Raw genomic sequence first — 13,226 nt, 5'->3', positions numbered from 1 at the left:
AAAATCTTTCTCATATAAACAAAACCCCATTACTCATTTCACAATTAAAATGAGTAATGGGGTTGTATCTTCTCAAATACCCTTGAATGACATGATTCAAAGATGCTTATTTTTTCTTGTTTTTCTTAGAAACGACTTGGGTATTTTTACCTTTTTTACCTTTTTTACCTTTGTTATTACGTTTTGCTTCAACAGCTTCAATCATTGGTGCAACTTCTTTTTTAGCTAATCTTGAGTAGTATGTATTAGCTACGTACGTTTGTACAACCAAGAATGCCGCACTGACTGACCAGTAAAGACCTAGGGCTGAAGCAGAACTTAATGAAAGCCAAACAATCATGATTGGTGAAATGATCATCATGATATAACCCATTTGTCTTTGTTCTTGTGGCATGCTCATACTTGATACGTATGCTTGTAAGAAGTATAACACACCGGCAATAATGGTAATCCAAATATCTGGTTTAGATAAATCGAACCATAAGAAATTAGGATGTTCTGTAAATCCACCACTTGATGGGTACTTCAACACGAAGAATAAGCCCATGATAATTGGCATTTGAATGATAATCGGTAAACAACCTAACATGTTTTTCATTGGGTTCATATCGTATTTTTTATAAACTTCCATCATTTCTTGGTTAGCTGCTATTTTTTCTTCTTGTGTGCGTGCGCGTTTAACCTTTTCCTGAATTGCATCAATGTCAGGTTTAGCCACTTTCATTTTCTCACGCATCATATGACTGTTTTTATAGTTAGATAACATGAATGGCATTAAGACTAGACGAATCACTAATACTAAAACAATGATTGCTAGACCATAGTTATCATTGAAGGCATGCCCTAACCAATGAATCAGTTTATCCATAGGTGCAACGAATGTATTAAAGAAGAAACCGTCTCTATTCTCTGGTTTTGAGTAGTCACACCCTGCTAAAAAGACCATTACACCTAATAACATAGGTAGTAGTGCTTTTTTCTTCATTTTCCCACCTCAAAAGATATATTCGCATAGGCTTCATTTTATCATAATAAGAGGCAAGTAGAAAACAAAAAATGGATAATTATGTTCTATTTTCATTTTTGTAAAAATTTCTGTACAGTTTTCGTCACATTTTCACTACGTGTAATGGCCGATATCACTGAGATTCCATCCGCACCTGCCTCAAGCACTTGATCGTAATTCTCCGTAGTGATGCCACCGATACCAACGATTGGTAAATCTTGAACGTATTGTCTCAACTCTGGAATCATAGGTGGGCCTACAGGTGCTGCTGCATCTGCTTTTGAAATTGTCGCAAACATCGGTCCAACCCCGATATAATCCACATGTGAGAGATCGGATTGTTGATACTCTTCTACATTACCGACACTGAGTCCAATAATTTCACCTTCAAATTGTGCGGCAAACTGAGCGACTTCCGCATCATCTTGACCCACGTGAATGCCATCTGCGCCGATCGCTTTCGCTAGTTCCACATCATCATTAACGACGAATGGTACATCATATTGATGACATAGTTGTTTTAAGACTTGTGCTTGGTCCACTTTATCATCACCGGTCAATGAACCTGGGCCTTTTTCTCTATATTGAAACATCGTAATACCCGCCTCTAAAGCCTCAGTCAATATATCTTTGAGCGACGTGTCTCCCACGACATCTTGCGTGCCTGCAATAAAGTATAAGCGTAGGTGATTATGATCAAAATCCATCAAATCACTTCTTTCTTAATCTGCTGTGCGACTTCATCCGATGAAATGTGATAGAGTGCATCCATTAATGCAGTTAAGAAACTACCTGGACCTTGATCGTTCGTACGTTGCTGTGCATGTTCTGCAGCGATATTATAAACACTGACCGCTTCTACCAATGTATCAGCATCAGGATTTGTTTCACGTTGTAGGAATGCTGCGACGACTGCACCTAACAAGCAACCAGCACCTGTAATTTTCGCTAACATCGGTGAACCGTTAGAAAGTTTAATCACTTGGCCTTGATGTGCAACCACATCATCTTTACCTGTCACTACGATTGCTGTATTGAACGTTTCTTGAGCTTTTCGTGCAATATCGACCACATCTAAGTCATTCGCACTTTCAGTCCCTTTCATTGTCGTTTCACTATCGATCAATGTTTGAATTTCAGATGCATTACCTTTAATAACTGCAACATCGATTTCATCTAAGAACTGTGCACTAAAGGCTTTACGATATTGAGATGCACCTACAGCAACAGGATCGAATACAATTGGTGTGCCTTTTTGATTCGCTGTACGTGCGATGCTTAACATGTCTTTAGCGCGACCTTCTGTAATCGTACCAATATTAATGACAAGTCCACCTGCAACTTCAAAGAAATCGGCTGCTTCCTCAGGTGCCTCACTCATCGCTGGACTAGCGCCTAAGCTTAATAGCCCGTTAGCTGAAAAGTTTTTAACGACATCATTCGTATAACAAACAACTAATGGATTGTTTTGTCTTAATGTTTCTAAATTACTCATCGTCTAAACCTACTTCCTTCATATATGCAAAATGATTTACTGGACCTCTGCCTTGGCCAATTTCAGGCGTATGTTTAATGCTAAGTGAGATAAAGCGTTTCGCTTTTTTCACAGCTTCATAAATAGAACGCCCTTTAGCTAATTCAGCAGTGATCACAGCTGAGAATGTACAACCAGTGCCGTGCGTATGCGGTGTATCATAACGAGGTTCTTCAAATGTAAAGACATCATCTTTCGTAAACAGATAATCGGTCGCTTTCTCGTCATCACCCATATGGCCACCTTTAATCACAACACCTTGGCTGCCTATCTCTTTTATAAATATTTTACCCGCTTGGTAGATAGAAAATTCATCTGTAATATTAAGATTTGTAATTTCTTCTGCTTCAGGTAGATTAGGTGTCGCGACCATCGCATGCGGTAATAAAATACTTTGAAGATGTTGTTTGGCTTCATCTTCCATTAATGAATCACCGCTCTTCGCTAACATGACGGGGTCAATAACATAAGGAATCTCAGGATGGTCTTTAATATAACTTTCAACGAGTAACATCATATCTTTTGATGCGATCATCCCAGTTTTCAATGCTTGAGGTAATTCATCATCGTAAATGCTTTCAAGTTGTTCTTTCAACCAATCAATGTCTAGATTGTGAATGTGTTGAACCCCTTTCGTATTTTGCGCCACAATACTTGTAATCGCAGCCATGCCATACACGCCACAAGAGTGGAATGATTTCAAATCTGCCATTACTCCAGCGCCACCAGTAGGATCAGTCCCTGCGATGGTTAATGCAATTTTAGGTTTATTCATGGTCTTGACCTCCAAACTCCCAAGATTTTTGGTTGTATGACATTGCGAAGAAGTTGCGTTCGTGAACTGTACTTTGAAGGAACGCTGCTTTCACTTCTTCTTTTTCAGTATCTGTCATTTGTGCTGTCAGTTGATCTAAGAGTTGATCAAAGACATCCACGAGTTCATCCATTTCAGTACTATAAAATTCAAACCATTTTGCAAGCACACTATCTTTATTCAATGCTTCATCTTTAAGTCCTTGTTGACCAATCACTTGGTATACATAAGGACAAGGTGCCATCGCCGCAATCGTATACGCAGCATTTTCTTTCGCAAACGCATTGAAATACATGTGTTTAATGTAGTGGTCTCCAGAAGGTGGCCAAACCTTTTCATTCACGATAGATTCATAAGGTTCTTCCACATATGAAGCTAGTATTTCATGTGCTTCAACTTCGCCATCTACAATGAATTGAATTTGTTCAACTAAGAATTTTACATCTTCTAATCGATCTACTTTAGGAATAATTAATGCGTAAAGATTCGCAAACTCTTTTAAATAAGATGCGTCTGCTTTCAAATAAAAGCGTACTGCTTCTTTTGGTAAATCCCCTTTTAACATTCCTTGGATATATGGATCATGATAAATCTCCTTAATCAATGGTTGTGCAGCATCTTTTAATTCTTGTGAAAATGACATATCTTTTTCTCCTCCTAAAAAAACTACATCCAAGCAGGAATGTAGTTTCAGGCAGAAATGTGTCATCATTCGCTCCGAATACTACTTTCCTACGTTGGTACTAACCAAATCAGGTCATAAGGGTCTGACTTTCATCATCTCAGCAAAATGCTCCCCTAGTAGTTATCGTATTTGTCTTTAACATAACAAAACCAGATATTAAAAGCAAAAATATAAGCGTAAATAAAAACAGATGGGTAGCAAAGGTCTATGTCTCATCGACTTGACTTAAGACATAAAAAAAGTGAGGACGAATGTTCGTCCTCACTTTTCTTTTCATTGTCTAACTCGAAATGAGATTATGCAGTTACCCATTGTGAAGGGCCAGCAGTGTTGTATAATTTAACAGCAGCTGCATCTTGTACATGTTCTGGAGCTTCTGCAGGAGAAACACCTTGGTATTCAGCTGGTGCTACTGAATCCCATGTAGATTGTAAGAATTGGTATTTACCAGCTGCGCCTGATGATGGGTTAACAGCTGTGATGTCGCCGCCTGATTCACGTTGAGCGATTTGTTGTAAATGACCATTTACGTTAACTGAAGAACCAGATGAAGCTTGGCTGCTTGAGTTGTTTGATGATTGAGTTGATTGTTGTGGTTGTTGAGTTGATTCAGTTTGTGGTGCAGCTTGTGCTTCTGGTTGAACGTTTTCAGATTGTTGAGTTGATTGTTGTTGAGTGTTTTGTTGTTCACTTTGTGCAGTGTAGTTTTGAGTTTCTACATTGTTATTTGAAGTAGCTTGGCTAGTAGCTGCTACATCGTTGTTTGATTCAGAAACGTTGTTTGAACCAACTTCTACACCGTATGACCAGCTCCAAGTTTGGCCGTCTGATTCAAAGTGGTAAGGTACACCATTGTAAGTGAAGTCATAGTTATATGAACCTTCATGTAATGGGTGTTGGTTTAATTCTTCAGAGTTTGATTGAGCTAATTGTGCTAATTCTGCTTTGTTAATTCCTTCTTCTGATGCATCTGCTTGTTGACCAGTTACTAAACCAGTTACGCCTAATCCTAGTGCTAATGTTGAAGCAAATACTGTTTTTTTCATTATTTATAAATCCTCCTATTTAGGTAAGTTTTTTCTCTTGTTATTTACAAGTAATACTATAACATCATGCAAAAGGTCGTAGGTTACAGCGAAATAAAAAAAACAGGAGATTCTTTACATGCGGATTACATGTATAAGCCCTTGTAATATATATCTTTCATTCTTTAGTGACTGTCGTGCTCCTCTTTTATGTATTATGTATGATAAAAATCTATGTAATATCCCTGTAATTTATCACATAATTCTGCCCTGTTTATAGGGTCATTTTGCCCTTTTAAGTGCCTTATTTTTTAAAATCTACCCCTTTTTCACCCTTAAAATATAAAAATCAAGGGCTATTTTCCATAAATCATTCAAATTTCATGGAAATCAGCCCTCGTTAGTATAATGATTAGTAGGATGGATTAATGAAATTATTTAAAGATGGATAAAGGGAGTTTAGATTCGTTCTATTGAGTCAATGTTTTTAAAAGGAATTAAATCTTCGATAGGGATAACTTCTTCGTGTTCAACATTAAAAGTTGCAGCATCATTCATGGGGCTCTGCTGCTTATCAGGTTTAGCAGATAAAAATCTAATCTTTTCGACGTATAATTCTGAAACAAAGTGTGTTTGGTCCTCTTTTTCAAATGTGCGAGAATGCATTTGACCAGTGATTCCAACAAGCGAACCTTGTTCCGTATACATAGCAATATTATTTGCAATACGTCCGAAAGCTTTACAGAACAAAAAATCGATGGGGCGCTGTTGATCTTTGTCCTTATAGTTACGTTCGACTGCTACACAAAACGTAGCAATTTGTGTGTCCTCCTTCTCTATGAATTTGGGGTCTTTCGTTAATCGACCCACGATTACAATTGTATTGACCATATGTCACCTCCTTTGATTACTCATATCTTAATCAATCCACCTATCTATAGTCAAAACGCACTTTTTCAAAATTTTTAGTAAGCTTGATCTATAAAATATGAAAATTTCCACCTTTCCAGTATAAATTGCGTTATAATAAGTACATCAATGAATATATGGTATATTTTTCAAAATATGGATTGGAAGTGAGATCATGAAAACGTTCAAAGCTGTAAGATTTCAAATCGTGGCAGATAACGGCTCTGTAACAGAATATGAATTGCAAGACGGAGTCATTATTAATTTAGAAAATAGTGGGCCTGGCTGGTTACTTGAAGTAGTCATTTCAGATGATCATTACGATCAAATGAAACAGTATTATGAGGATGATACATTGTTAGAAATTCGGGTTGTCATTACGCGGCCTGCGAATGACCCCGCATTATTCGATGCTACGATTAAACATATTAAAAAGTTAGAATCTACCATTTCAGTCATTTTTGAATGCCATATTTATACGTTAAGACAAGTCTATGCTGAAAGTTTATTAGAACAATTAGTGGATGATGGACTTACAGGTGAAGAACTCAAACAAGCGTTTGTCCGCATGATGCAATCGAAACCACGGCTTAAAGCTGAAAAAAACGAAAATAAATAAAAAAGGACAATGTGCGCCTCGTGATAATTTTTTATCATCGTTTGCACATTGTCCTTTTATTTAAATGATACATTCGTATAATATAGACCTTTTATTGTGGATCTTGTAAAGCGAAAGTAAGTTCACAGCTACAAGCTAATTCTCCGTCAACGGTTGCTTTTGCGCTTCCTTTTCCGATAGGTCCTTTCATTTTAGTAATTTCTACATCTAATCGCAATGTATCACCAGGTACGACTTGGCGTTTAAAACGACATTTATCAATGCCAGCAAATAATGCAAGTTTTCCTTTATTGTTTTCAGTGTTTAATAACGCTACGGCACCTGTTTGAGCTAATGCTTCTGTAATGAGCACGCCAGGCATCACTGCATATTCTGGAAAATGTCCTTGGAAAAATGGTTCGTTACCAGAGACTTGTTTGATTGCTGTACAGCTTTGTCCTTCTTCATATTCAACCACTTTATCTATTAATAGGAAAGGTTGTCTATGAGGGATAATGTCTTTAATTTGATTGTAGTCAAAAATCGTTTCCATTGATATAACCTCCAACAATTACAATTTGTTATTTCGAAGCTGCGTTTTTTATTGAGAAACGCGTTTAATATCTGCACCAAGTTCTGCAAGTTTATGATGGAAATTAACATAACCGCGATCTAAGTGCTGTAGTTCTGTGACCTCTGTTGTACCTTCAGCAACTAAACCTGCTAAAATCAAGGCAGCGGCCGCACGTAAGTCAGTTGCTTTCACTTGAGCCCCTTGTAGTTCACTTTTGCCTTCAATCTTCGCTGTTCGACCTTCTACAGAAATGTTCGCATTCATACGTTTAAATTCTGCGACGTGCATAAATCTGTTTTCAAAGACGGTTTCAGTCATCAATTTATGACCCTCTGCTGTAAGTAATAAGGCCATCATTTGTGACTGCATGTCTGTTGGGAAACCTGGATGTGGTAATGTTTTAACATCCACAGGTTGTAATTCGTCAGGAGCTGTAACTCGGATTGCATCACCTTGATCATCCAATGTCACGCCCATTTCTTCCAATTTATAAGTAAGGCTCTTCATATGTTCTTTAATTGCGCCTTTAACAAGAATATCGCCGCGTGTAATCGCACCCGCAATTAAGAAGGTGCCTGCTTCAATACGGTCAGGAATAATTGAATGTTCGACACCATGTAAGGTATCAACACCTTGAATAGTGATGGTATCTGTACCTGCACCTGTAATATTACCGCCCATTTCATTGATGTAATTCGCTAAATCAACAACTTCGGGTTCTCTAGCAACATTTTCAAGTACTGATTTACCTTCTGCTAATGACGCAGCCATAATAATATTTTGAGTTGCACCTACACTTGGGAAATCAAGGTGAATCGTTGTACCTTTTAAGCCATCTTTAGCTTCAGCGTAAACGAAACCATTTTCCATATGAATCTCTGCACCTAATGCTTCAAACCCTTTTAAGTGTTGTTCAATCGGTCTCGCACCAATCGCACAACCTCCAGGTAAAGCAACTTTCGCATGTCCTAAACGTCCAAGTAATGCCCCCATCACTAGGATGCTAGCTCTCATTTTACTGACGTATTCGTAAGGAGCTTCTTCGTTTAATTCTTGAGTTGCATCCACAGTTACAGTACCTTGTGCTTGATCATATTTGACATCTGCATTTAAATTTGAAATCACGTTATTGATTGTATCAACGTCGCTAAGTGCTGGAACGTTTCTCAATACGCTTGTACCTTCTGCTGCTAATAATGAAGCAGTCAATACAGGTAAAACAGCATTTTTTGCGCCTTCAATTTGGACTTCCCCCGTGAGTTTATGTCCTCCATTGATCACGATTTTATCTCTCATATCCATCTAAAATCCTCCACTTTATATCCTTTAAATCATTGCCTTTCTAAATAAGTTCTAAACAATTATATCTTTAATACAAATCCATGAAAAGTATTTGAATTACTGAAGTATATATTTTAATTGAGTTGAATATTGTAAAAGGTCTACAAGGAAATTACTTACTGCCGTTCCAAGTAAAATGGCAAAGAAAATCATGCACACTTGCACTTGTAACGCATAACCCTTTTTAAAAAGTTGATCTAATCTCAATGCATTTAACGCCCAATAAGCAACACATATACATAGCACATGTAACACTAAATGGACGATCGCAAATTGACTTAAATATTCCATGTTTGTATCTCCTCGTTTATTCACTGTACTTTTATTTTACATGAATTAAATCATAACTTCTAATGAATGCGACGGTAATTATAGTAGAAAAGATTTCAAAATCAATGAAGACATAAAAAAAGATTGAAGCTAGTAAAAGCTTCAACCTCTTTACTAACTTCAATCTGACTTGGTTATACTAAGTTTGCAACACGAATTCGGTTATTCGCACGTGCTAAAGCGCGTTTCGCTCTTTCGATGTCACTATTTTCATCATCACTATTTAAGTGAGATTCTGCTCTTGACTTAGCCAATTCTGCTCTAGCTACATCAATTTCGTTCGCAGGTTCTGCAGTTTGGACAATGATTGAAACTTTCTGTTGTCTAATTTCAACAAATCCATCACTAACTGCGAGATATTCAGAGCCATTGTCTAAGTTAACTTTGACATAGCCCATATTAAGTGCTGCTACTGTTGGAATGTGCCCTTTCATGACACCAAGTTCTCCGGCTGTTGTTTTTAACACAGCGAGTACAACATCTTCACGTTCATAAACAGAACCATTAGGAGTGACAACATTTAAACTGAATACATTATCCATTATCTTTACCTCCTAATTTATTAGACTTCAACACCCATATCTTTAGCATTTTCAAGTACATCTTCCATGCCACCACAGAGACGGAAAGCATCTTCAGGGATATGGTCATATTTACCATCTAAGATCGCTCTGAAGTCTTCAACTGTTTTACTTACTGATACATAAGAACCTTTTTGACCTGTAAATTGTTCCGCTACGTGGAAGTTTTGAGATAGGAAGAATTGAATACGACGTGCACGGTCAACGGTTTGTTTGTCATCTTCAGATAATTCGTCCATACCTAGGATAGCGATAATATCTTGTAATTCTCTATATTTTTGTAAAGTAGATTGTACTTCACGGGCAACATCATAGTGTTCTTGACCAACAATTGATGGTTCTAACGCTCTTGAAGTTGAAGCTAATGGGTCTACGGCTGGATAAATACCCATTTCAGTTAATTTACGTTCTAAGTTTGTTGTCGCATCTAAGTGAGCGAATACGGTTGCTGGCGCAGGGTCAGTGTAGTCATCGGCAGGAACGAAGACTGCTTGGATTGAAGTAACTGATCCTTTTGTTGTTGAAGTAATACGTTCTTGTAATTGTCCCATTTCTGTTGCTAATGTAGGTTGATAACCAACGGCTGATGGTAGACGACCTAGTAAGGCAGAAACTTCTGAACCGGCTTGTGTGAAACGGAAAATATTGTCGATGAATAACAATACGTCTTGTCCTTGTTCATCACGGAAATATTCAGCCATTGTTAAACCAGATAAAGCAACACGCATACGTGCGCCAGGCGGTTCGTTCATTTGTCCGAAGACCATGGCTGTTTTCTTGATTACACCACTGTCGCTCATTTCATAGTACAAGTCGTTACCTTCACGTGTACGTTCACCTACACCGGCAAAGACTGAAATACCGCCGTGTTCTTGAGCGATGTTATTGATTAATTCTTGGATTAAAACGGTTTTACCAACACCGGCACCACCGAAGAGTCCAACTTTACCACCTTTGATATAAGGTGCTAATAAGTCAACAACTTTAATTCCTGTTTCTAAGATTTCAACTTGAGTTGATAATTGATCAAACGCTGGCGCTTCTCTATGTATAGGGTCACGTCGCGCAGAATCATCAAGTTCATCTTCTAAATCGATTGTTTCACCTAGAACGTTAAAGACACGTCCTAAAGTTTCGTCTCCGACTGGTACGCTAATGCTATTACCAGTATCTTTGACTTCATTACCACGTTTAACACCATCAGTTGAATCCATTGCAATGGTACGAACAACGTCATCGCCTAATTGTAAAGCTACTTCTAAAGTTAAAGACACTGTTCCGTCTTCTCTTTCAACATCGAGTACTAAGGCGTTATTAATATTAGGCACTTCGTTATGTTCAAAACGAACATCAATGACTGGACCCATAACCTGTGTTACACGGCCTACTCCCATGTTTATTTCCTCCTTTAATCGTTATTCAAGTGCTGCAGAACCACCGACTATTTCAGTGATTTGTTGCGTGATTTCTGCTTGACGCGCACGGTTGTATTCTAAAGATAAATCATCAATAAGTTCTGTCGCATTATCAGATGCATTTTTCATTGCTGTCATACGTGAAGCATGTTCACTTGCTTTCGCATCTAATATCGTTCCATATATTAAGCATTCCACATATTGCGGTAAAATCACACTTAATATTGATTCTTTGTCTGGTTCAAATTCATAAGATGACATTTGACCTTGTCCTTGGCTAGAATCTTCTGGAGATAATGGAAGAACCGTTTTACTGCTTGGTTTAGATTCTAGTATATTTACGAAGTGATTATAGTAGATTTTAAGCTCATCAATTTCTTCGTCATTGTACATATCAATTGCTTTTTTAGCTAACGTTTGAATTTCATTAAAAGACGGTTGATCGGGTACTTGTAGTAAAGTATCACGAATTTCGTAGTCTTTGTGTTCAAGGAATTCAACGCCTGTACGACCAAGTACTAATAACTCATATTCATCTGAGCTTTGGTGTCTTTCATTAATATCATTAATTAAAGTTCTTAAGATATTTGCGTTATAAGCGCCTGCTAAACCTCTATCACTCGTAATGACTAAATAGCCGACTTTTTTCACATCACGTTGTTGTAACATAGGATGATTACTATTTTTACTTGCGCCTGCGACAGCTGTGATCGCATCTTGCATTTTTTCCATGTAAGGTCTAAATGATTTAGTGTTTTCTTCAGCACGACGCAATTTAGAGTTAGAAACCATGTTCATCGCTTTTGTGATTTGCTTCATTTTTTTCGTTGAAGAAATACGACTATCTATTTCCTTTAGAGATGCCATTATCTCACCACCTTTGTAATTACTTTAACGACTAGTCTTCTGATTTGCTAAAAGTTTCTTTAAAACGACTAAGTACTGAATCGAATTTATCACTTTCTGGAAGTTTGCCAGAAGTTTTAATTTCGTTTAATAAATCGCTCGCATTTGATTTAGCCCATTGATTTAACTCACTTTCAAAGCGTGTTACATCTTTTGTAGGGATATCATCTAAATAGCCATTTGTTAAAGCAAAGATAATCAATACTTGATTTTCTACAGGTAGTGGTTGGTTTTGATCTTGTTTTAATACTTCAACTGTACGTTCACCACGTGCAAGTTTTTGAGTTGTGTATTCATCAAGGTCAGAACCGAATTGAGCGAATGATTCCAATTCACGATAAGAAGCTAAGTCTAAACGTAACGTACCGGCAACTTTTTTCATCGGTTTAATTTGAGCTGAACCACCGACACGAGAAACAGATTGACCTGCGTTGATCGCTGGTCTTACACCTGAGAAGAATAAATCAGATTGTAAGAAGATTTGTCCATCTGTGATTGAGATAACGTTGGTTGGTACGTAGGCAGAAATATCGCCTGCTTGTGTTTCGATAATTGGTAGTGCTGTAATTGAACCACCGCCAAGTTCATCATTTAATTTCGCAGCTCTTTCTAACAATCTACTGTGTAAGTAGAAGACATCACCTGGATAAGCTTCACGGCCTGGTGGTCTACGTAATAGTAATGACAGTTCACGATAAGCAGCGGCTTGTTTAGTTAAGTCATCATAAACAATTAATACGTGTTTACCGTTGAACATGAATTCTTCACCCATTGATACACCGGCATATGGTGCAATGTAAAGCAATGGTGCTGGTTGTGCTGCAGATGCTGACACAACGATTGTGTAGTCTAACGCACCTTGTTGACGTAATTTTTCTACGTTCGCACGTACAGTAGATTCTTTTTGACCAATAGCGACATAGATACAAATTGTACCTTGGTCTTTTTGGTTTAAGATTGTATCGATTGCAATTGTTGTTTTACCAGTTTGACGGTCCCCGATGATTAACTCACGTTGACCTTTACCAATTGGTACCAATGCGTCGATCGCTTTAATACCAGTTTGTAATGGTTCTTCAACTGATTTACGATCCATAACACCTGTTGCTTTTTTCTCAACAGGACGTGTTTTTGTCGTATTCACTGGGCCTTGTCCATCAAGTGGTTGACCTAATGGGTTAACGACACGACCGATTAATTCATCTCCTACTGGTACCTCCATGATGCGACCAGTACGTTTAACTTCATCGCCTTCTTTAATGTCGGAATATGGTCCTAAGATAACAACCCCAACATTAGATTCTTCTAAGTTTTGAGCTAGGCCTAGTACGCCGTTACTAAACTCTACTAGCTCACCAGCCATGACTTCGTTAAGACCGTGGATTAAGGCGATACCGTCACCAATTTGTAGGACCGTACCTACGTCGGTAACTGACATTTCCGTCTCATAGTTTTCGATCTGTGAGCGAAGTAATGCGCTGATTTCTTCAGCTTTAATGGCCATCAAT

At 37.8% G+C, this 13,226-nt stretch carries 15 protein-coding genes and 1 riboswitch; of the genes, 1 reads left to right on the top strand and 14 read right to left on the bottom strand.

From position 1 onward, the window contains the following. Positions 1-106: 106 nt before the first annotated feature. From yidC to ACSBRB_RS09590, 7 genes are all read right to left on the bottom strand, one after another. A complete protein-coding gene (gene yidC, locus ACSBRB_RS09620; protein WP_435032616.1) occupies positions 107-985 on the bottom strand; it encodes a membrane protein insertase YidC in 879 nt (292 codons plus the stop codon). Positions 986-1,077: 92 nt separating this feature from the next. Next, positions 1,078-1,713 (bottom strand): thiamine phosphate synthase, encoded by a 636-nt coding sequence (thiE, locus tag ACSBRB_RS09615; protein ID WP_435032615.1) that lies wholly within the window; start codon positions 1,711-1,713, stop codon positions 1,078-1,080. Beyond that, positions 1,713-2,501, bottom strand: a complete 789-nt coding sequence (gene thiM / locus ACSBRB_RS09610) for a hydroxyethylthiazole kinase (protein WP_435032613.1) — start codon at positions 2,499-2,501, stop codon at positions 1,713-1,715. The genes thiE and thiM overlap by 1 nt, the downstream gene beginning before the upstream one ends. Next, complete coding sequence (gene thiD, locus ACSBRB_RS09605; RefSeq protein WP_435032612.1) at positions 2,494-3,315, bottom strand: bifunctional hydroxymethylpyrimidine kinase/phosphomethylpyrimidine kinase; 822 nt, start codon at positions 3,313-3,315, stop codon at positions 2,494-2,496. The genes thiM and thiD overlap by 8 nt, the downstream gene beginning before the upstream one ends. Beyond that, positions 3,308-3,997, bottom strand: coding sequence for a thiaminase II (gene tenA, locus ACSBRB_RS09600; protein ID WP_435032611.1), 690 nt, complete (start codon positions 3,995-3,997; stop codon positions 3,308-3,310). The genes thiD and tenA overlap by 8 nt, the downstream gene beginning before the upstream one ends. A 69-nt stretch (positions 3,998-4,066) precedes the next feature. Next, a riboswitch (TPP riboswitch) is annotated at positions 4,067-4,164 on the bottom strand. A 171-nt stretch (positions 4,165-4,335) separates the two neighbouring features. Continuing rightward, on the bottom strand, positions 4,336-5,085 hold the full coding sequence (locus ACSBRB_RS09595) for a transglycosylase family protein (protein WP_435032610.1): 750 nt from the start codon (positions 5,083-5,085) through the stop codon (positions 4,336-4,338). Positions 5,086-5,523: 438 nt separating this feature from the next. After that, a complete protein-coding gene (locus ACSBRB_RS09590; protein WP_435032609.1) occupies positions 5,524-5,955 on the bottom strand; it encodes a single-stranded DNA-binding protein in 432 nt (143 codons plus the stop codon). 193 nt (positions 5,956-6,148) lie between these two features. On the opposite strand from ACSBRB_RS09590, the gene ACSBRB_RS09585 reads away from it, so the two are divergent. Further along, positions 6,149-6,592, top strand: a complete 444-nt coding sequence (locus tag ACSBRB_RS09585) for a YwpF family protein (RefSeq protein ID WP_435032608.1) — start codon at positions 6,149-6,151, stop codon at positions 6,590-6,592. 91 nt (positions 6,593-6,683) lie between these two features. Here the strand turns inward: ACSBRB_RS09585 and fabZ are convergent, their stop codons facing one another. From fabZ to atpA, 7 genes are all read right to left on the bottom strand, one after another. After that, entirely contained in the window at positions 6,684-7,124 is a 441-nt protein-coding gene (gene fabZ / locus ACSBRB_RS09580; RefSeq protein ID WP_435032606.1) for a 3-hydroxyacyl-ACP dehydratase FabZ, read from the bottom strand. 48 nt (positions 7,125-7,172) lie between these two features. Continuing rightward, positions 7,173-8,441, bottom strand: coding sequence for a UDP-N-acetylglucosamine 1-carboxyvinyltransferase (murA, locus tag ACSBRB_RS09575; RefSeq protein WP_435032637.1), 1,269 nt, complete (start codon positions 8,439-8,441; stop codon positions 7,173-7,175). Between the two features lie 102 nt (positions 8,442-8,543). Beyond that, on the bottom strand, positions 8,544-8,777 hold the full coding sequence (locus tag ACSBRB_RS09570; protein ID WP_059107883.1) for a DUF1146 family protein: 234 nt from the start codon (positions 8,775-8,777) through the stop codon (positions 8,544-8,546). A 173-nt stretch (positions 8,778-8,950) separates the two neighbouring features. After that, a complete protein-coding gene (locus ACSBRB_RS09565; protein WP_435032605.1) occupies positions 8,951-9,358 on the bottom strand; it encodes a F0F1 ATP synthase subunit epsilon in 408 nt (135 codons plus the stop codon). A gap of 20 nt (positions 9,359-9,378) precedes the next feature. Continuing rightward, positions 9,379-10,791 (bottom strand): F0F1 ATP synthase subunit beta, encoded by a 1,413-nt coding sequence (gene atpD, locus ACSBRB_RS09560; RefSeq protein ID WP_435032604.1) that lies wholly within the window; start codon positions 10,789-10,791, stop codon positions 9,379-9,381. Between the two features lie 21 nt (positions 10,792-10,812). After that, positions 10,813-11,679, bottom strand: coding sequence for an ATP synthase F1 subunit gamma (atpG, locus tag ACSBRB_RS09555; RefSeq protein WP_435032603.1), 867 nt, complete (start codon positions 11,677-11,679; stop codon positions 10,813-10,815). A 31-nt stretch (positions 11,680-11,710) separates the two neighbouring features. Beyond that, positions 11,711-13,222: a F0F1 ATP synthase subunit alpha gene (atpA, locus tag ACSBRB_RS09550; protein WP_107392123.1), complete on the bottom strand. Its 1,512-nt coding sequence runs from the start codon at positions 13,220-13,222 to the stop codon at positions 11,711-11,713. Positions 13,223-13,226 lie beyond the last annotated feature (4 nt).

The organism is Staphylococcus auricularis, from assembly GCF_051172115.1.
Lineage (GTDB): Bacteria > Bacillota > Bacilli > Staphylococcales > Staphylococcaceae > Staphylococcus > Staphylococcus auricularis_A.
This window is presented reverse-complemented; position numbering and strand designations above follow the sequence as displayed.